The sequence below is a fragment of the Alkalibacillus silvisoli genome, from assembly GCF_039521975.1.
In the GTDB taxonomy this organism is placed as follows: Bacteria; Bacillota; Bacilli; order Bacillales; family Alkalibacillaceae; genus Alkalibacillus; species Alkalibacillus silvisoli.
The window spans coordinates 58,149-78,038 of sequence record NZ_BAAACZ010000019.1 but is presented as its reverse complement, the minus strand read 5'-3'; the positions used below and the strand labels follow the sequence as shown (position 1 = coordinate 78,038).

Here is a 19,890-nt window from a genome sequence, read left to right as displayed (position 1 = left end):
TCTCATAATCTATGTAAAAAATGAAATGTTTCACGTGAAACATTTCATTGAAAAGCATAGTATATACTCCCACTTCTATTCTATACCGCTCTCACTCTACTTTTATATTACCATAAATATAGAGTGAATATAAAGTAAAAGTTGGCTACATTCTTTCGTGCTGATTTGGCAAATATCAACAATTTTCTTGATCTACTCAATTGGTTCCTTGTTTGGTGTGCCCGGTTTACGCGGATATTTCTTAGGTGAAATTCGTACTTTTTCAACATGAACAATGTGTCGTTCACTGTCCTCTATTGGTAAATTAAAACGGCTATTGTCTAATAGCTCCCCACCTAATGTTTTAATAGCTAGTTTCCCTGTTTGTAACTCTTCATCAATGTTAGGCCCTTTCATCATAATAAATGAACCATCCACTTTAACTAATGGTATGCACAGTTCACTTAATACTGAAGTTCTAGCGACAGCTCTTGCAATCACAACATCGAATGATTCTCTAAACAGTTTATTTTTAGCAAAAGTCTCGGCACGATCATGATAAAATGCCACGTCGTTTAATTCCAATTGCTCAGCTAAATGGTTTAAAAAGGTGATTCGTTTTTTCAATGAATCAACAATGGTTATTTTTAAATGAGGGAAAACAATTTTGAGCGGGATTGACGGAAACCCCGCTCCTGCTCCAACATCACAAATAGATAAAGGTTTTGAAGCAAAATCATAATAAAATGCTGCAGAAATTGAGTCAAAAAAATGTTTTAAATAAACTTCTTTCTGATCTGTAATGGCTGTTAAATTCATTTTATTATTCCACTCTACTAATGTTTCATAGTAAAGGTTAAATTGATTCAACTGACTATCATCTAACTCTATTCCATATTCTTTTAATGCGGATTGAAATTGTAGTTCGTTCATAAGCACCCTCTATTCATTAGCAGCTGTTTTTGATTTAGTACTTTGTTCTAAATAAACAAGTAAAATCGAGATGTCAGCTGGATTAACGCCTGAAATACGTGAAGCCTGCCCAACCGAAAGTGGACGAACTTTCTTTAAGCGGTCTTTCGCTTCTGTTGCTAGGCCACTAATTTCATCATAATCAATGGAATCAGGAATTTTTTTATTTTCCATTTTACGCATTTTTTCAACTTGTTGATTCGATTTCTTGATATATCCTTCATATTTAACTTGAATTTCTACTTGCTCCTCTACATCATCTGGAAGTTCAATTTCAGGTGGTGTCATACGTTTAATGGTTTCATATTTCACTTCTGGACGGCGCAATAAATCAACTGCTAATATACCATCTTTCAATCGTGAACCACCGATTTCTTCTATCATGTTCTGAATTTCATCTGTCGGTTTAATCCGATCCTCTGTTAAACGGCCGATCTCTTGTTGAATAAGCTCTTTTTTACGGTTAAATTGTGCATAACGCTCTTCTGTAATTAATTCCATGTCATAAGCAATATCCGTAAGACGTAAATCAGCGTTATCGTGACGTAATAATAAGCGATATTCAGCACGTGAAGTTAATAATCGGTAAGGTTCATCAGTTCCTTTCGTTATTAAATCATCAATCATGACACCGATATAAGCTTGAGAACGATCTAGAATTAATGTTTCTTTTCCTAATGCTTTAGCAGCTGCATTGACTCCAGCCATAAGACCTTGACCTGCTGCTTCTTCATAACCACTCGTTCCATTAATTTGACCCGCGGTAAATAAGCCAGCAATATTCTTCGTTTCAAGTGTCGGCCATAGTTGTGTTGGTACAACCGCGTCATATTCAATTGCATAGCCAGCACGCATTATTTCAGCGTTTTCTAGTCCTGGTACAGTTTCAAGCATTTTTTTCTGTACATACTCTGGTAAAGATGTTGATAAACCTTGAACATAAATTTCATCTGTATTTCTTCCCTCTGGCTCTAGAAATACTTGATGACGTGGCTTATCGTTAAAACGTACAATTTTATCTTCAATGGACGGACAATATCTTGGTCCAGTCCCACGCTCAGCCCCAGAATACATCGCTGAGGTCGCTAAGTTATCATCAATAATTTGGTGGGTTACTTCTCCTGTATACGTCAACCAGCAAGGTATTTGATCAGTAATAAATTCTGTCGTTTCGTATGAAAAAGCACGTGGCTCTTCATCACCTGGTTGAATTTCAGTTTTTGAATAGTCAATCGTATGAGAATTGACTCGCATTGGTGTACCAGTCTTGAATCTAACTAAATCAATCCCTAATTTCTCTAACTGTTCAGATAAAGTAATTGTTGGACGTTGGTTATTTGGACCACTTTCATATTCAATGTCTCCAATTAACACTTTCCCGCGCATAAATGTGCCAGTTGTGACAATAACTTGATCTGCATAATAACATGCTTTCGTTTCCGTTTTTACCCCTTTACAAACGCCATCTTCAATAATTAATTCTTCTACCATACCTTGTCTTAACGTTAAGTTTTCTTGTTGTTCAATAACACGCTTCATTTCTTGCTGATAAAGTACCTTATCTGCTTGAGCACGTAAAGCTCTAACAGCAGGGCCTTTACTCGTATTTAAAAGACGCATTTGGATATGGGTTTTATCGATTGTTTTCCCTATTTGACCACCAAGTGCATCAATTTCTCTAACGACTACACCTTTAGCTGGCCCACCAACAGATGGGTTACATGGCATAAATGCAATAAGGTCTAAGTTTAGCGTAAGCATTAACGTTTTAGCACCGCGTTTAGCTGCTGCTAATCCAGCCTCTACACCTGCATGCCCTGCACCAATGACGATCACATCATAACGTCCTGCATCATACATAACGATAACCTCCTTTTGTTCAGTTTATTCCATTTATTTCCCAAGACAGAATTGAGAAAATAACTGATCGATGAGTGATTCATGCACATCTTCACCTATAATTTCACCTAAGAGCTCCCACGATCTTGTTATATCAATCTGCACCAAATCCAATGGCATTCCCATCTCCATCGAATTCAAAGCATCATTTAACGCATCATCTGCTTGTTCTAATAATTGAATATGGCGAACGTTCGAAACGTAAGTTAAATCACCATGATCTAATTCACCATCGAAAAATGTATCCGCAATGGCCTGTTCTAACTCATCAATTCCTTGTTCTTCAATTAAAGAAGTCGTAATAACTGGTGCACCGTTCGCAGCTTGTGACACCTCATTCATATCAATCTTTTGATCAAGATCTGTTTTATTAACGGTCACAATGATATCAAGGTCTTTAGCCGCTTCAAATAAAGCAGCATCTTCTTCACTAAGTGGTTCATTACCATTTAATACGAGTAAGATTAAGTCTGCATCTTGAAGTGCCTGTCTCGATCGTTCTACACCAATTTTCTCAACAATATCCTCTGTTTCACGAATCCCCGCTGTATCAATTAATCTTAACGGTACACCGCGCACGTTAACGTACTCTTCAATGACATCACGCGTTGTTCCGGGTATATCAGTAACAATTGCTTTATTTTCGTGTGCTAATATATTCATTAATGAAGACTTTCCAACATTAGGTTTCCCAATGATTGCAGTTGCAATCCCTTCACGTAAAATTTTCCCTTGTTTCGCTGTTAGTAGTAAAGATTGAACTTCGCTTTTTACATACCGAGTGCGTTCTTCTAAGAGATCATGTGTCATCTCTTCAACATCATCGTACTCTGGATAATCAATATTAACCTCGACATGTGCAACCGTCTCAATTAATTGTTGGCGTAAGTCACGGATTAGATTGGATAACCTTCCATCCATTTGTTTTAATGCAACAGACATCGCTCGGTCAGTTTTCGAACGAATTAAATCCATAACAGCTTCAGCTTGCGATAAGTCAATACGTCCATTTAAAAAGGCTCTTTTAGTGAACTCACCTGGTTCAGCTAAACGTGCTCCTTCTCTTAAAACAAGCTGTAGCACACGGTTTACAGAAACCATGCCACCGTGACAATTAATCTCTATTATATCTTCACGGGTGAAGGTTTTAGGTGCCTTCATAATTGAGACCATGACTTCTTCTACTTTTTCTTCTGTTTTAGGATCCATCAATTTTCCATAATGAATCGTATGCGAATCTACATGCCTTAAATCTTTTGATGTAAATAGTTGATTTGTAATGGAGACAGCTTCATCCCCGCTCAGTCGGACGATAGCAATTGCCCCTTCTCCAGCTGGTGTTGAAACTGCCGCAATCGTATCATTTTCCATGGCCTTCACCCCTTTATTTAGCAATTACCTAACTAAAAAACAATATCATAAAAACCTTTAAAAGAAAAGAAATATAGAAGGATATAAATGGTATTAAGCTGACTTATTAGTCAAGTTATTATTAATCCTAGGATGACCATTTGTGCTGTTTTTAGAAATCATAACTATAAAAAAGTAGCTAACCCATTTTTATAGGTTAGCTACTTTTTTTATGATAAGCTGTTTGGACGAATCACAACTCTTCTGTTAGGATCTTTACCATCTGAATAAGTTGATACTTCGCTGTGGTCATGAAGAGCAGTGTGAATAATTTTACGTTCAAATGAAGGCATTGGTTCAATTTGAACTTCCTCATTAATTCTCTGTGCCTTTTTAGCTAAATTGTTGGCTAAGTTCTCTAACGTCTCTTTTCTTCTTTCACGATACCCCTCAGCATCTACAACAACAGTAAAATATAAATCTTTATTTTGATTAACTACTAAGCTTGTTAAATACTGAAGTGCGTTAATCGTTTGGCCTCTTTTTCCAATGAGTAAACCAATCTTAGGGCCAATTAATTCATACGTGACTTCTTCTTCATTTTCAATCACGTGAACTTCTGTACCTTCAGCACCCATTTGATTAGCGACATTTTGAAGATAAGATTGACCTTCACTAATTAAGTCAGGTTTTTCTTGAACTTTTACATACGCACGTTTAGCACCAAATACACCTAAAAGCCCTTTTTTACCTTCATCAATAACTTCAACATTTACTTGATCTTCTTCTAAACCTAATTGATTAAGGGCGTTTTCTTTTGCTTCTTCAACTGTTTGACCACTAGCCGTTATTTCTCTCACTTGTTCGTTCCTCCATTATTCTTTTCAAATTCTCTCATCATTGGACGACGAATTAATAGTGTTTGAGCAATCATAAAGAAGTTACCTACTACCCAGTACAATGCTAATGCTGCTGGGAAGAACAATGCAAACACACCAATCATAACTGGTAACAAGTATAACATAATTTTCATTTGTGGGTTATCTGCTGCAGGTGTTCCTGCCATCATAATCTTTTGCTGAATGAATGTCGTTGCAAAAGTAATAAAAGCTAGGATCACACTTGGTTCACCTAACTGGAACCATAAGAAACCATATTCACTAATTTCCTCAGTCCTAACAATTGCATGGTAGAATGCAATTAAAATCGGCATTTGAGCTAAGATCGGTAAACACCCAGCTAATGGGTTTACCCCGTGACGTTGGAATAACGCCATTGTTTCTTGCTGTAGCTTTTGTTGTGTTTGAGCATCTTTTGATGAATACTTTTCACGGACCTCTTTTAATTCGGGTTGAATTAATTGCATCGCTTGAGACGATTTTAATTGTTTAATATTTAAGGGTAATATTAATGTTCTTAATAGAATTGTAACAATAATAATCGCTAATCCAAATCCATGATTAAAAATATCTTCAGCAATATATGTGATTAAAAATGATAATGGGTATACGAAAAAACTATTCCATATCCCTTCACTTTCAGCGTTAATTGGTTCATTGATTTCAAAACAACCTGATAATAAAGTTGCCATGGCAATTAACAAACCAACTAGTAACAGCCTTTTACGCACTTCGTGTTCCTCCTAACTTTCCTTCCATTACAAAACAATGCTTGTTTCACTACCGTATTTTAGCATTATTCGAAAGCTCGTACTATATAATTATTTACTTTTTATTGACGAAATTTTTTCGTTTTCTTCAATAAATGATTTAAACTGCTTTTAATTTCATGATAGCCCATGCTTCTAGTTGGGATCCGTGCAATAATAATATAATCATAATCGGGCTTTATATATGGGTCTAAATCGATAAATGCTTGACGCAAATAACGTTTTATTTGATTACGTGTAACAGCATTGCCGATTTTCTTTCCTACTGAAAACCCTACTCGTAAATGAGATTGCCCTTCCTTATTTAATGTATAAATTACTAATTGTCGATTAGCAAAGGAATGGCCCTCTTTAAATATTTGTTGAAATTCTTCATTTTTCTTTACTCGATAAGCTTTTTTCAAACATGATCTTCCCATCTAGTTAATGCTAAAGCATTTTACTATAAAGAAAACTTGCCTCTTTCATGCGTTATAGCCGTATCCAGAGGCCTATTTGCATTTATAATAGAAGTTTATACTCCTTATCTACCTAGAAAAAAGACCACTGATATTGCTTCAGTGGTCTAGGCAGAAAGAACTTTTCTTCCTTTACGACGGCGACGCGCTAGAATTTTTCTTCCGTTCTTTGTAGACATACGTGCGCGGAAGCCATGTACTTTATTACGCTTTCTATTATTTGGTTGATAAGTGCGTTTCATGAATCTACACCTCCTGCTATTAGACAAACTTACTAAAAACCATAAGCAGTCAAGACTTAGTATATTAAAATTTTGCATTGAATGTCAACAGACAAACCGCCTCTTATTATAACGTAATTCTTTCAATAACTCAATTACCTGCTTCAATTTTTATTATCCACAACCCCAGTTTAACAAAATAGATCAGCTTCCTTTTTGTCCACACCCAACTTTATAAATTAACCACAAACTTCAGTGCTGTGGATAATAATCGTTAACAGCCTTGTTTTTAGTGTGGATAACTCCTATCCCCCATTGAAACTAACGAACTTATTTGATATGATTATATTGTTTTTACCGTGGATAAGTGGATAGATGTAGTATTGTTTTCCACAAACTGTGGATAGTATGTGAATAAAGATACACAAGCTATTTATAAGTTTATAAACATGCGTGTGGATATTGTCGATAAATGTTATAATATCATATATATACATATTTAAATAATCCACAACCCTTTTTCATTCACGATTTAATCAAAAGACTCTGATATAGCCTATTGTTGTTATTTAAATTCGCTTTACAGACCCAGCCAGAAAGGATGTGTAATTGTTTGCAAAACATCTCTGAAATTTGGAATCAAACACTAGCTGAATTAGAGAAGAAAATAAGCAAACCTAGCTTTGATACTTGGTTAAAATCAACTGAAGCTAAATCAATTGAAAATGAACACATTTATATTATTGCGCCTAATGAATTTGCAAGGGATTGGTTAGAAAACAGTTATGCTGCACTAATTTCAGAAACTGTTTTCGATTTAACTGGTTCACGTTTAACACCTAAATTTATTATTCCTGAGAATGAAGATAATGAAGAACCCGTCAACCAACCGATCAAAAAACTAAATCATCCAAAAGCGAATGATCAAAATTCTAAGACGATGCTTAACTCTAAATATACGTTTGAAACCTTTGTTATTGGATCTGGAAACCGCTTTGCTCACGCGGCTTCCTTAGCTGTAGCAGAAGCACCAGCTAAAGCCTATAACCCTTTATTTATATATGGAGGAGTAGGGTTAGGTAAAACTCATTTAATGCATGCAATTGGGCATTACGTTATTGAACATAATCCTGATGCAAAGGTTGTCTACTTATCATCTGAGAAGTTTACAAATGAATTTATTAACTCTATTCGAGATAATAGAACAATTGATTTTAGAAACAAGTATCGTAACGTTGATGTACTATTAATAGATGATATTCAATTTCTAGCTGGAAAAGAACAAACACAAGAGGAATTTTTCCACACTTTTAACTCGTTGCATGAAGACAATAAACAAATTGTTATATCAAGTGATCGACCACCTAAGGAGATTCCAACACTTGAAGATCGCTTACGTTCACGTTTTGAGTGGGGATTAATAACTGATATTACACCACCTGATTTAGAGACAAGAATTGCGATTTTAAGGAAGAAAGCAAAAGCTGATGGGTTAGATATTCCTAATGAAGTCATGCTTTATATTGCCAATCAAATTGACACTAATATTAGAGAGTTAGAAGGTGCTTTAATTCGAGTAGTCGCTTATTCATCATTAGTTAACGAGGATATCGATGCTTCATTAGCTGCAAATGCTTTAAAAGATATTGTGCCAAACAAAAAACCAAAAGAAATTACAATTAAAGGCATTCAAGAAATGATTGCTAGTCGTTTTAACATTCAATTAGAAGATTTCGCAGCTAAAAAGCGAACAAAATCAGTTGCATTCCCTAGACAAATCGCTATGTATCTAGCTCGAGAGCTTACAGACTTTTCGCTACCTAAGATTGGCGAAGAGTTTGGTGGACGTGATCATACGACTGTTATTCATGCTCATGAAAAAATATCAAAAATGATATCAGAAGATCTACAGCTACAAAGAGAAATTGATGAGTTAACAGAACAAATTAAATCAAACTAAATCATTTGTTAACAATGTGAATAACTGTTACACAGGTACAAACAACTTATACACATGTGGATAACCCTTCAGCACTAAACAAAACTCTACTTTTCCACATATTCACATGCTCTATTACTATTAAGACTATTTTATTTATAAAAAAATAAATATATATGAGAAATATAAAATAGGAGGGCCTTATGAAAATCGTCATCAATCGAGACCAATTAATGCAAAGTATTCAAAATGTCATGAGAGCTATTTCACCTAAAACCACGATCCCTATTCTTTCTGGAATGAAATTAGAAGCAAATGAAAATGAAATGAAATTAACAGGTAGTGATTCAGACATTACAATTGAATCTATCATTCCAAAAGAAGAAGATGGAATAGTCCACATTCATGAAGTGATTCCAGGTAAAGTTGTTGTTCAGGCTAAATTTTTACCAGATATTATCAAAAAGTTACCTGAAGATTTAGTAGAAATTGAAGCAGATGGTGAACTTAATATAACGATTCGCTCTGGAAAAGCTGAGTTTAAATTAAATGGACAAGATCCAGAAGAATATCCACAATTACCAATATTGCAAACAGAAAACAGCTTTCATATTCAAACAGATCTATTAAAAACATTAATTAGACAAACTAATTTCGCTGTATCAACATCTGAAACGCGACCAATTTTAACTGGGGTTCATTTTAAATTAGAAAATAATCAATTAGAATTAGTTGCAACAGATAGTCATCGTCTAGCATCAAGAAAAATTGCAATGAATGAAAATACAGAAACGTTGTCATTTAAAAACATTGTAATTCCAGGTAAAAGTTTAGGGGAATTGAATAAAATATTAGATGAATCACAAGATACAATACAAATTAGTGTTTCTGATAACCAAATATTATTTAGAACCAAGCATTTATTCTTCTTATCGCGTTTACTAGATGGTAATTATCCAGAAACATCTCGTTTAATTCCTGAGCAAAGTAAAACGGAAGTACAAGTAAATTCAAAAGAACTAATGCAAACGATCGACCGTGCGAGCCTTTTAGCTAAAGATAATCGGAATAATATCGTTAAACTTGTTACTAAGGAACAGAATGCGATTGAAATAACTAGTAACTCTCCTGAAATTGGAACAGCAGAAGAAACGTTAAATACGAATTCTATTTCAGGTGAGGAATTAAAGATCTCGTTTAACGCTAAATATATGATCGATGCATTAAGAGCGATTGATGCAGAGGAAATAAAAATCCAGTTTACTGGTGCTATGCGTCCGTTCATCATTGAACCAATGGATGAAGAGGAGCAAATTTTACAGTTAATTACACCGGTAAGAACATATTAAATTTTAAATATGGAACTGAGCCAAGAGAACTATTCTAACTCTGGTGGCTCAGTTTCTTTTCTTATAGGCTAATCTTTAGTAAAATATATAGTTAGGGAAATTCTACAGTAGAAACTAAAATTAAGAAGGTGACAATATGGCTGAGGCGATTGAGATCCAAACAGATGAAATAACGTTAGGACAATTTTTAAAGCTAGCTAACATTGTAGAGTCTGGTGGTATGTTGAAGTTACTCTTACAAGATGTTGCTGTTTATGTAAATGGAGAACAAGACCAAAGACGAGGGCGAAAATTAAAAATTAATGACCAAGTCGAAGTTGAGGATATCGGTACTTTTATTGTAACAAAAGAAAATTAAACATAAAGACTAGGGGTCCCATTATGTATATCAAGGAATTAGCTATTAAGAATTACCGTAATTACGATGAATTATCGTTAAAGTTTGATAATCAAATTAATGTCATTATAGGTGAAAATGCCCAAGGTAAAACAAATCTCATGGAATCTATTTATGTTTTAGCCTTTACGAAATCACATCGTACGTCTAAAGATAAAGAATTAATAAAATGGGACTCTGATTATGGTAAAATAAAAGGTAGTGTGTTTAAACGGAACCGTTCTTTTCCTTTAGAGCTCATCTTCTCTCAAAAAGGAAAAAAAGCAAAATTTAACCACATCGAACAAAAACGTTTAAGCGATTATATTGGATCATTAAATGTTGTCATGTTTGCACCTGAACATCTTAATTTAGTAAAAGGTAGTCCACAAGAACGGCGAAAATTTATAGATATGGAAATTGGTCAGATAAAACCTATTTATATTTATCATTTAGGCCAATATCAAAAAATATTAAAACAACGAAATGCACTATTAAAAGACTTACAGCGACAAAAACAGACAGATCGAACCATGTTAAAAGTGTTAACGGATCAATTAATTGAACATGGAAGTATAGTTTTAGAGAGAAGGCTTGAGTTTTTGAAGAAATTAAGAGAATGGGCTCTGCCAATTCATAAAGGAATTAGTAGAGGTTTGGAGCAATTAACTATTAGTTATGACGCATCTATTGATGTATCAGAAGACATTAATTTGGAGAGAATAATAGAGACATATACCTCTCATCATGACTCCATAGAAGACCGTGAAATTGAACGGGGTACTACTTTAGCTGGCCCACACCGTGATGATCTATTTTTCTTTGTTAATGATCGTAATGTTCAAACTTATGGTTCTCAAGGACAACAAAGAACAACAGCCCTTTCATTAAAATTAGCAGAAATCGAATTAATTAAACATGAAGTCGGCGAATATCCCATTCTTTTATTAGACGATGTATTAAGTGAACTAGATGACCAAAGACAATCACATTTATTAAATACAATTCAAGGTAAGGTCCAAACATTTGTTACAACGACTAGTATTAGTGGTATTCACCATGAAACATTAAATCAAGCCGAAATATTTAATATTCACAACGGACAGTTGTTATGAGAAAGGTGAGGTTAGCTGTTGTTTATACATATTGGCGATGAACATGTCATTCGTGCAGAAGAAGTTGTTTCAATTATAGATTATAATTTATATAGTTCTTCTTCAATTGTTGAAGAAATGATTTTTAATCAACGGAAAAATGGGAATGTAACAGAAGTTGAATATGAAGAGCCTAAATCGATTGTTATAACGGTTGATCATATATATTTCAGTTCTTTATCTGTGTCAACTCTAAATAAACGTGCACAAATATCAAATATATTAGATCAAATAGATGAGGTAACTGAAGATACGCCTGAATAAAGGTATGTAAGACCATTATGGAAAATGAAGGTGAGAAAATGTCAATGGAAGATAATCTAAATCAACAAGATTACGGTGCAAGTCAAATTCAAGTATTAGAAGGCTTAGAAGCTGTTAGAAAAAGACCAGGGATGTATGTCGGTTCAACTAGTGAGAGAGGTTTACATCACTTAGTATGGGAAGTGGTTGACAACAGTATCGATGAAGCTTTAGCTGGTTATTGTGATTCAATTGATATTGAAATTGGAGAAGATAACAGTATTACCGTGACAGACAATGGCCGTGGGATTCCTGTTGATTTACATCAAAAAGCTAAAAAGCCAGCACTTGAAGTTATTATGACTGTATTACACGCTGGTGGTAAATTCGATGGTGGTTCTTATAAAGTTTCAGGTGGTCTCCATGGTGTAGGTGCTTCAGTCGTTAACGCATTATCAAGTGAATGTGAAGTATATGTCCATCGTGATGGAAAGATTTATTTTCAAAGCTATACACGTGGTGTTCCAAATGAAGAAGTAACTGTAATCGGAGACACAGAAATCACAGGTACAAAGACACGTTTTAAACCAGATCCAGAGATTTTCTCAGAAACTCAAGAATATTCTTATGAGTCACTTTTAAATCGTACACGTGAATTAGCCTATTTAAATAAAAAACTTAGAATTGCTATTGAAGACCTTAGAGAAGAAGAAACAACTAGTGAAGAATTCTATTATGAAGGTGGAATATCTGAATACGTTGAACACTTAAACCGTACGCGTGAAACTCTTCACGACCCAATTTATGGTGAAAGTGAATTAGAAGAAATCACAGTAGAGTTTGCTATTCAGTATAACGATGGCTTTGCAAGCAATTTATACTCATTTGCAAACAACATTAATACAGCTGAAGGTGGAACGCACGAATCAGGGTTTAAAACAGCTTTAACTCGTGTTATTAACGATTACGCACGTAAAAATCATCTTTATAAAGAAAATGATCCTAATCTAATTGGCGATGATGTTCGAGAAGGTATAACGGCTATTATTTCGGTTAAACACCCAGATCCTCAATTTGAAGGTCAAACGAAAACGAAATTAGGAAATAGTGAAGTTCGTACGATTACAGATCAAATTTTCTCAGATAAATTTTCACAATTTTTATTTGAGCATCCAAAAGTAGCGAAACAAATTGTTGAAAAAGGGTTGATGGCATCACGTGCAAGAATTGCTGCCAAAAAAGCTCGTGAAGTAACAAGAAGGAAAAGTGCTTTAGAAGTTTCAAGTTTACCAGGTAAGTTAGCTGACTGTGCTTCTAAAGATGCTTCAATCGGCGAGCTATACATCGTAGAGGGTGACTCTGCTGGTGGTTCAGCAAAGCAAGGGCGCGACAGACATTTCCAAGCGATTTTACCTTTAAGAGGTAAAATTATAAATGTCGAGAAAGCAAGACTAGACAAGATCTTATCTAACAATGAGATTCGTGCCATTATCACAGCTTTAGGTACAGGAATCGGCGAAGAGTTCGATGTATCTCAAGCCCGTTACCAAAAAATTGTTATTATGACAGATGCAGATGTAGATGGAGCACACATTCGTACATTGTTATTAACATTTTTCTACCGTTATATGCGTCCGTTAATTGAACATGGGTATATTTATATTGCACAACCACCTTTATACAAAATGACTCAAGGTAAGAAATTCTATTACGCTTACAATGAACATGAAATGGAGAAAATATTCGATGAATTACCAAGCCAGCCGAAAATAGGTCTTCAGCGTTATAAAGGTTTAGGTGAAATGAATCCCTCTCAGTTATGGGAAACAACCATGAACCCAGAATCAAGAACATTACTTCAAGTAAATTTACAAGATGCTATGGAAGCAGATGAAATCTTTGAAATATTAATGGGTGATCAAGTAGAACCGCGTCGTGATTTTATACAACAAAATGCTCAATACGTACAAAATTTAGATATTTAACAGTTAGTCCTTGATGCCTTTATCATAAGGTAATCATGTTCTTCTGATTAGGGAGGTAATTACTTTTGGATCAACAACGTCCTCAAGTTCAAGAAATAAATATTAGCCAAGAAATGAGAACATCATTTTTAGATTATGCGATGAGTGTTATTGTGTCGCGTGCGCTACCAGATGTTCGAGATGGGTTAAAGCCTGTTCATCGTCGTATTTTATATGCTATGCATGATTTAGGAATGCATGCAGATAAAGCGTATAAAAAATCAGCACGTATTGTTGGTGAAGTAATCGGTAAATATCACCCACATGGTGATTCTGCTGTATATGAGGCTATGGTTCGTATGGCACAAGATTTCAACTTCCGCTACATGTTAGTAGAGGGACACGGGAACTTTGGTTCAGTTGATGGTGATTCTGCTGCTGCTATGCGTTATACGGAAGCTAGAATGTCTAAGATTTCAATGGAAATTTTAAGAGATATTAATAAAAATACAATAGACTATGAAGAGAACTATGACGGTACTGAAAAAGAACCAGTTGTATTACCTGCACGTTTTCCTAATTTATTAGTCAATGGAGCATCAGGAATTGCTGTAGGAATGGCAACGAATATACCACCACATCAATTAGGTGAAGTCATTGATGGTGTACTTGCTTTAAGTGAAAATCCTGATATTACTATTCAAGAGCTAATGGATGAATATATTCATGGTCCAGACTTTCCAACTGGTGGGCAAATCCTGGGAAGAAGCGGGATTAGACAGGCGTTTGAAACTGGAAAAGGTTCTATTACAATACGTTCTAAAGCAGACATTGAAGAAGAAGCTAACGGTAAATCACGTATTATCGTAACGGAAATCCCATTCCAAGTTAATAAGGCTAGATTGATTGAGAAAATAGCTGAATTGGTTCGCGATAAGAAGATCGAAGGAATTACAGATTTACGTGATGAATCAGACCGTGACGGTTTACGAGTCGTAATAGAAATTCGACGCGACACGAACCCAAATGTTGTTTTAAATAATCTTTACAAACAAACAGCGCTACAAACTTCATTTGGAATTAACATGTTAGCGTTAGTGGGTGGTCAGCCAAAAGTATTAAACTTAAAGCAAACATTAAGCCACTACCTAGAACACCAAAAAGAAGTTATTATTAGAAGGACTCAGTTTGAGTTAGATAAGGCTGAGGCTAGAGCCCATATATTAGCAGGTTTAAGAATTGCTTTAGACCATCTTGATGAAGTTATTGAACTAATTCGTCAATCACAAACAACTGATATTGCACGTGATGGGTTAATGAGCCGCTTTGGCCTATCTGAAAAGCAGGCACAAGCTATTTTAGATATGCGTTTACAACGTCTAACAGGCTTAGAACGTGAAAAGATCGAAAATGAATATAAAGAAATAACAGACTTAATTACGGAGTTAAAAGCAATTTTAGCTGACGAACAAAAAGTTTTAGATATTATTCGTGAGGAGTTGTTAGAGCTAAAAGAGCGTTTTAATGACAAACGCCGGACAGAAATTGTTGTTGGCGGTGTTGATTTAATTGAAGATGAAGACTTAATTCCAGAAGAAACAGTTGTTATAACTGTAACGCATAAAGGATACGTTAAACGTTTACCGGCTACAACATACCGAACACAAAACAGAGGTGGTCGAGGTATTCAAGGTATGAATACACATGATGAGGATTTTGTTGAGCATTTATTATCGACTTCTACTCATGATACGTTGTTATTCTTTACGAATAAAGGTAAAGTCTATCGTGCTAAAGGATATGAAATTCCTGAATTTAGCCGTACAGCAAAAGGAATTCCTCTTGTCAATGTCATTGAAATTGAAAATGGCGAGTGGGTTAATGCTGTTATTACTGTTCGTGAATTTGTAGATGATTGGTATTTATTCTTCACAACGAAAAACGGCTTATCCAAACGTACAACCTTAGAGCAGTTTTCTAATATTCGTCGAGGCGGTTTGAGAGCGATTAATTTACGAGAAGATGATGAATTAATCTCAGTTCGCTTAACGGATGGCGACAAACAAATTATGATCGGTACACAAGAAGGCTTGTTAATTCGTTTTGATGAAAAGAATGTTCGCGTAATGGGACGTACTGCTACAGGCGTTAAAGGGATAACCTTACATGAAGATGATGAAGTGGTTTCAATGGAAATTTTAAATGAAGGTGTGGATGTTTTAACTGTAACTTCAAAAGGTTATGGTAAGCGTACACCTGAAAGTGAATACCGTATGCAAAACCGTGGTGGTAAAGGTATTTTAACGTGTAAGTTGAATCCTAGAAACGGTCAAGTCGTTGCCGTTAAACCTGTAACAGGAGAAGAAGACTTAATGATTATTACAGTCGATGGCGTATTGATTCGTATGCCATCTGAGTCTATTTCAATGACAGGGCGCAATACACAAGGTGTCCGTTTAATTAGACTATCAGATGATGAAGCGGTAGCAACAGTGGCCCCTGTGGAAAAAGAAGATGATGAAGAAATAGAATCAGAACAAGAGCAAGAACAATTAAATAACGATGACGAATCAGGTGAAGAATAAAGTAAAAATTAATACGAGAGGTGTTAGGTTATGAAAGTACATCCACAACAGCTTGTATCAGGTTGTCTAATAACGAAAGATGTCATGGGTCAGACTTTGACTCCATTAATCCCAAAACACACTGTTGTGGAGCCTATACACTTACAAGTTTTAAATAAGTTTAGAGTTTATGAAGTTGAAGTGGCGAATAAATTAGTTAACGGTGAATCATTTGAAGCAGAGAAAAAGATCGATCAACCAGACAAAGAACAGCAGGATGATCCTATTTCCTTTTATGAGCACTATGTAGAAGTGGTAAAACAAACGAAAGCAATGTTTGAAGGCTTTGACTATCGAAGTAAAATTGATATTCAAAAGATCCGACAATTGATTTATCCACTAGTAGAACAAGGTGAAAACAAACTCGATGTTCTATTAAAATTGTATCACTATAATGATCCTAATAATTACTTCTATTATCACATCGTGTCTATGCCTGTTATTGCTACATTCTTAGCTAAAAAGCTAGGCTATAGTGAAAAAGATCGATTAAATATTGCATTAGCTGCTTTCTTAAGTGATATTGGAATGCTTAAAGACCAAGAAGGATTGTATTTGCTAGATCGGAGTTTAACACATGCTGAGTATGAACAAGTAAGAAAACACCCGATTGAATCATACCGAATGATTGAAGACTTACCAGTACATAAAGATGTAAAAATCTCCGTCTTACAACACCATGAACGTTTGGATGGATCTGGATACCCAATGGGGGTTCAAAATGATAAGATTCATCCATTTGCTAGTATTATCGCAATTAGTGATATGTTTCATGCCATGACTTCTGAGAGGATTTATCGTCAGAAGCAATCGCCGTATAAAGTAGTGGAAGAGATGACTAAAGACTATATAGATAAACTTGATATGAAGGTACTAAATCAAATCGTAAATACGATTGTTAATTTTAGTAACGGAACTCAAGTCAAGTTATCAAACAATGATTATGGTACGATTGTTTTCACAGATGAAAAGCATCCGACACGACCCTATGTTAGGCTGTCTAAAAATAAAGAAATAATTAATCTAATAGACGAGCGGGATTTATATATAGACGAGGTTTTATAGATCAGTACTTCTTCTTATCAAGGAGCGCGGAGCCGTACTTGTTTAAAAACGGAGCAGTTAATCTAGCGATATCCAATTGCAATAATCCGAACGAATTCATTTATGATGAATTCGTTCGGATTTTCTTATTATTACGATCAATATTCACCCAAATCTCTAATTCTTAATGTGAAGAAAACTCATCGATTCAAGAGCAGCAGGAGGTTTTATACCTTTTATATTAAGTCTATTTTCACATTTTTAATTTTTAGTATAAAAGCCGATGTGAGTAGAGTGAAAATGTTGTATAATAATAAATGTTGGAATAGCCTAAATAACAATAGTGAATATTAGCTATTCAAATAGATTATTTTTAAGATTAATGTGGGGGAAAGAATATGAAACAATCGAGGAAATTCATCATGATAACTATAATGGCTGTCTTTTTATTCGGGTCATTATTAGGAACACCAGTTACAGCTCAAGCAGAAGTTGATACAGAAGCTGAATCAGCAATCTTAGTAGATGCTGAAACTGGAGATATATTATTTTCTAAAGATGCAGATATTGCATTACCACCAGCGAGTATGACTAAAGTTATGACAGAGTATTTAGTTTTAGAAGCGGTGGAAAATGGTGAGATTAGTTGGGATACAACGACAGAAATTAGCGATTATGCTTTTTCGATCTCCGCAAATAATACCTTTTCTGGTGTAGGATTACGCTTAGATCATGAATATACGGTTAAAGAATTGTATGATGCAATGGCAATCTATTCAGATAATGCAACATCGATTGCTTTAGCTGAATTAGTTGCAGGTTCTGAAGGCGAATTTGTTCAAATGATGAACGATAAAGCAGAAGATATGGGCTTACCGGATGCTCAGTTTGTGAATTCAACTGGTTTATCTAATAGCCACTTAGGAGAAAATTATCCTGAAGGTACAGACCCAGATGCAGATAATTTAATATCTGCTCGCTCTATGGCGATTTTAGCTTACAATCTTGTTAATGATTATCCTGAAGCTCTAGAAGTTTCGAGTGTACCTACTCAAGAATTTGAAGGGCACGAAATGTTAAACTTCAACTGGATGTTACCAGGAATGCCTGGTCATATTGCACAGTATACGTATGAAGGCTTAGATGGCTTGAAAACCGGATTCACAGAATTAGCAGGTTATACTTTTACAGGTACAGCAGAACGTGATGGTACAAGGCTAATTTCAGTCGTCATGAGAACGGATAGTGTAGAAGCTCGATTTGCTGAAACACAAAAGATATTAGATTATGGTTTTGAACATTTTTCAAAAGAAATGTTGTATGAAGAAGGATATCAAGTAGATGATGAATCAACACTATCTATTGTTAAAGGTAAAGAAAATGAAGTAGAGATCGCTTCAGGTGAACCGATTGAATCAATGATTAAAAATGGTGAAGAAGACCTTTACTCAGTTCAATTAGAATTAGATGAAGAAGTATTAAATGATGAGGGTGCATTAGAAGCACCTGTAGAAGAAGGTTTAGAAGTTGGGCAATTAGTGTTAACATATGAAGGGGAACTCGATTACGGTAATTTAACATCTGATGATGCAACGATCTCAGTACCTGTTTATACGGCTGATGAAGTCGAGCGTTCAAATTGGTTTATGCTAATTTTACAAGCTATTGGCGACTTCTTTGTTGGTCTATTTAATAGTATTAAAGGGATTTTTACTTAATAGTAAAACCTTGCCAAGAAAAGATAGGGGGACTTTATAATGTCAACAAGTGTTGGTACGAACCGTGTAAAAAGAGGGATGGCTGAAATGCAAAAAGGTGGCGTCATTATGGACGTTGTCAATGCAGAACAAGCTAAAATTGCAGAAGCTTCTGGAGCAGTAGCGGTTATGGCTTTAGAACGAGTACCATCAGATATTCGTGCTGCTGGTGGCGTTGCACGTATGGCAGATCCAACGATTACTGAAGAAGTTTTAAATGCTGTTAGTATTCCTGTCATGGCTAAAGCACGTATTGGTCATATTGTTGAAGCGCGTGTATTAGAAGCGATGGGTGCAGATTATATTGATGAAAGTGAAGTTTTAACACCAGCTGATGATATCTATCACATTGATAAAAATGACTTTACTGTACCGTTTGTATGTGGTTGCCGTAACTTAGGAGAAGCTTTGCGACGTATTGGCGAAGGTGCATCTATGTTACGTACAAAGGGCGAACCAGGTACAGGTAATATTGTAGAAGCGGTTCGTCATATGCGTGAAGTTCAAACACAAATTCGCCAAATTCAAAATATGGCTAAAGATGAACTAATGGTTTATGCAAAAGAAACTGGTGCACCATATGAGTTACTTCTACAAGTTCAAGAAGAAGGTCGTTTACCAGTTGTTAACTTTGCAGCAGGTGGTATTGCAACACCTTCTGATGCAGCGCTAATGATGGAATTAGGTGCTGATGGTGTGTTTGTTGGTTCAGGTATTTTTAAATCTGATAATCCTGAAAAGTTTGCTCGTTCAATTGTTGAAGCGACAACTCATTATCAAGACTATGAGTTAATTGCAAAGCTTTCAAAAGATTTAGGTACTGCGATGCCAGGATTAGAAATGTCTACTTTACAAGAACAAGACCGCATGCAAGATCGTAGTGAATAAAGGG

At 35.2% G+C, this 19,890-nt stretch carries 17 protein-coding genes; 10 read left to right on the top strand and 7 right to left on the bottom strand.

Features of this window, described 5'->3' with window-relative positions; translation table 11 throughout:
* Window positions 1–192 precede the first annotated feature (192 nt).
* The 7 genes from rsmG to rpmH form a co-directional block, all read right to left on the bottom strand.
* Complete coding sequence (rsmG, locus tag ABDZ63_RS12490; protein WP_343783952.1) at window positions 193–912, bottom strand: 16S rRNA (guanine(527)-N(7))-methyltransferase RsmG; 720 nt, start codon at window positions 910–912, stop codon at window positions 193–195.
* Window positions 913–921: 9 nt separating this feature from the next.
* Entirely contained in the window at window positions 922–2,811 is a 1,890-nt protein-coding gene (gene mnmG / locus ABDZ63_RS12485) for a tRNA uridine-5-carboxymethylaminomethyl(34) synthesis enzyme MnmG (RefSeq protein ID WP_343783950.1), read from the bottom strand.
* Window positions 2,812–2,844: 33 nt separating this feature from the next.
* The gene (mnmE, locus tag ABDZ63_RS12480; RefSeq protein WP_343783948.1) at window positions 2,845–4,221 is read right to left on the bottom strand and encodes a tRNA uridine-5-carboxymethylaminomethyl(34) synthesis GTPase MnmE; all 1,377 of its coding nucleotides are present in this window, start codon (window positions 4,219–4,221) and stop codon (window positions 2,845–2,847) included.
* Window positions 4,222–4,430: 209 nt separating this feature from the next.
* Window positions 4,431–5,060, bottom strand: coding sequence for an RNA-binding cell elongation regulator Jag/EloR (gene jag, locus ABDZ63_RS12475; RefSeq protein ID WP_343783946.1), 630 nt, complete (start codon window positions 5,058–5,060; stop codon window positions 4,431–4,433).
* Window positions 5,057–5,830 carry a YidC family membrane integrase SpoIIIJ gene (spoIIIJ, locus tag ABDZ63_RS12470; protein WP_343783944.1) on the bottom strand — a complete coding sequence of 258 codons (774 nt, stop codon included), beginning with the start codon at window positions 5,828–5,830 and terminating at the stop codon, window positions 5,057–5,059. The genes jag and spoIIIJ overlap by 4 nt, the downstream gene beginning before the upstream one ends.
* Window positions 5,831–5,931: 101 nt before the next feature.
* Window positions 5,932–6,273, bottom strand: a complete 342-nt coding sequence (rnpA, locus tag ABDZ63_RS12465; protein ID WP_343784000.1) for a ribonuclease P protein component — start codon at window positions 6,271–6,273, stop codon at window positions 5,932–5,934.
* Between the two features lie 161 nt (window positions 6,274–6,434).
* Window positions 6,435–6,569, bottom strand: coding sequence for a 50S ribosomal protein L34 (gene rpmH, locus ABDZ63_RS12460; protein ID WP_343783942.1), 135 nt, complete (start codon window positions 6,567–6,569; stop codon window positions 6,435–6,437).
* 592 nt (window positions 6,570–7,161) lie between these two features.
* On the opposite strand from rpmH, the gene dnaA reads away from it, so the two are divergent.
* The 10 genes from dnaA (at window position 7,162) to pdxS (ending at window position 19,886) form a co-directional block, all read left to right on the top strand.
* Window positions 7,162–8,508: a chromosomal replication initiator protein DnaA gene (dnaA, locus tag ABDZ63_RS12455; protein WP_343783940.1), complete on the top strand. Its 1,347-nt coding sequence runs from the start codon at window positions 7,162–7,164 to the stop codon at window positions 8,506–8,508.
* Between the two features lie 182 nt (window positions 8,509–8,690).
* Complete coding sequence (dnaN, locus tag ABDZ63_RS12450) at window positions 8,691–9,836, top strand: DNA polymerase III subunit beta (protein WP_343783938.1); 1,146 nt, start codon at window positions 8,691–8,693, stop codon at window positions 9,834–9,836.
* A gap of 136 nt (window positions 9,837–9,972) precedes the next feature.
* The gene (locus ABDZ63_RS12445; RefSeq protein ID WP_343783936.1) at window positions 9,973–10,194 is read left to right on the top strand and encodes an RNA-binding S4 domain-containing protein; all 222 of its coding nucleotides are present in this window, start codon (window positions 9,973–9,975) and stop codon (window positions 10,192–10,194) included.
* Between the two features lie 23 nt (window positions 10,195–10,217).
* Window positions 10,218–11,327 carry a DNA replication/repair protein RecF gene (recF, locus tag ABDZ63_RS12440; protein WP_343783934.1) on the top strand — a complete coding sequence of 370 codons (1,110 nt, stop codon included), beginning with the start codon at window positions 10,218–10,220 and terminating at the stop codon, window positions 11,325–11,327.
* An 18-nt stretch (window positions 11,328–11,345) separates the two neighbouring features.
* Window positions 11,346–11,630 (top strand): extracellular matrix regulator RemB, encoded by a 285-nt coding sequence (gene remB, locus ABDZ63_RS12435; protein WP_343783932.1) that lies wholly within the window; start codon window positions 11,346–11,348, stop codon window positions 11,628–11,630.
* Between the two features lie 38 nt (window positions 11,631–11,668).
* Window positions 11,669–13,594 (top strand): DNA topoisomerase (ATP-hydrolyzing) subunit B, encoded by a 1,926-nt coding sequence (gene gyrB / locus ABDZ63_RS12430; RefSeq protein WP_425541990.1) that lies wholly within the window; start codon window positions 11,669–11,671, stop codon window positions 13,592–13,594.
* A 65-nt stretch (window positions 13,595–13,659) separates the two neighbouring features.
* A complete protein-coding gene (gyrA, locus tag ABDZ63_RS12425; protein ID WP_343783930.1) occupies window positions 13,660–16,158 on the top strand; it encodes a DNA gyrase subunit A in 2,499 nt (832 codons plus the stop codon).
* Window positions 16,159–16,188: 30 nt separating this feature from the next.
* Window positions 16,189–17,262, top strand: coding sequence for an HD-GYP domain-containing protein (locus ABDZ63_RS12420; protein ID WP_343783928.1), 1,074 nt, complete (start codon window positions 16,189–16,191; stop codon window positions 17,260–17,262).
* Window positions 17,263–17,639: 377 nt separating this feature from the next.
* Window positions 17,640–18,959, top strand: coding sequence for a serine hydrolase (locus ABDZ63_RS12415; RefSeq protein WP_343783926.1), 1,320 nt, complete (start codon window positions 17,640–17,642; stop codon window positions 18,957–18,959).
* A gap of 39 nt (window positions 18,960–18,998) precedes the next feature.
* On the top strand, window positions 18,999–19,886 hold the full coding sequence (gene pdxS / locus ABDZ63_RS12410) for a pyridoxal 5'-phosphate synthase lyase subunit PdxS (RefSeq protein ID WP_343783924.1): 888 nt from the start codon (window positions 18,999–19,001) through the stop codon (window positions 19,884–19,886).
* Window positions 19,887–19,890 lie beyond the last annotated feature (4 nt).

What these genes read in the sequence shown, in the direction of transcription:
- dnaN (WP_343783938.1), top strand. Translation starts at nt 8,691, where the DNA reads ATGAAAATCGTCATCAATCGAGACCAATTAATGCAAAGTATTCAAAAT.
- ABDZ63_RS12445 (WP_343783936.1), top strand. Translation starts at nt 9,973, where the DNA reads ATGGCTGAGGCGATTGAGATCCAAACAGATGAAATAACGTTAGGACAA.
- rpmH (WP_343783942.1), bottom strand. Translation starts at nt 6,569, where the DNA reads ATGAAACGCACTTATCAACCAAATAATAGAAAGCGTAATAAAGTACAT.
- gyrB (WP_425541990.1), top strand. Translation starts at nt 11,669, where the DNA reads ATGTCAATGGAAGATAATCTAAATCAACAAGATTACGGTGCAAGTCAA.
- ABDZ63_RS12420 (WP_343783928.1), top strand. Translation starts at nt 16,189, where the DNA reads ATGAAAGTACATCCACAACAGCTTGTATCAGGTTGTCTAATAACGAAA.
- mnmG (WP_343783950.1), bottom strand. Translation starts at nt 2,811, where the DNA reads ATGTATGATGCAGGACGTTATGATGTGATCGTCATTGGTGCAGGGCAT.
- recF (WP_343783934.1), top strand. Translation starts at nt 10,218, where the DNA reads ATGTATATCAAGGAATTAGCTATTAAGAATTACCGTAATTACGATGAA.
- rsmG (WP_343783952.1), bottom strand. Translation starts at nt 912, where the DNA reads ATGAACGAACTACAATTTCAATCCGCATTAAAAGAATATGGAATAGAG.
- ABDZ63_RS12415 (WP_343783926.1), top strand. Translation starts at nt 17,640, where the DNA reads ATGAAACAATCGAGGAAATTCATCATGATAACTATAATGGCTGTCTTT.
- pdxS (WP_343783924.1), top strand. Translation starts at nt 18,999, where the DNA reads ATGTCAACAAGTGTTGGTACGAACCGTGTAAAAAGAGGGATGGCTGAA.
- mnmE (WP_343783948.1), bottom strand. Translation starts at nt 4,221, where the DNA reads ATGGAAAATGATACGATTGCGGCAGTTTCAACACCAGCTGGAGAAGGG.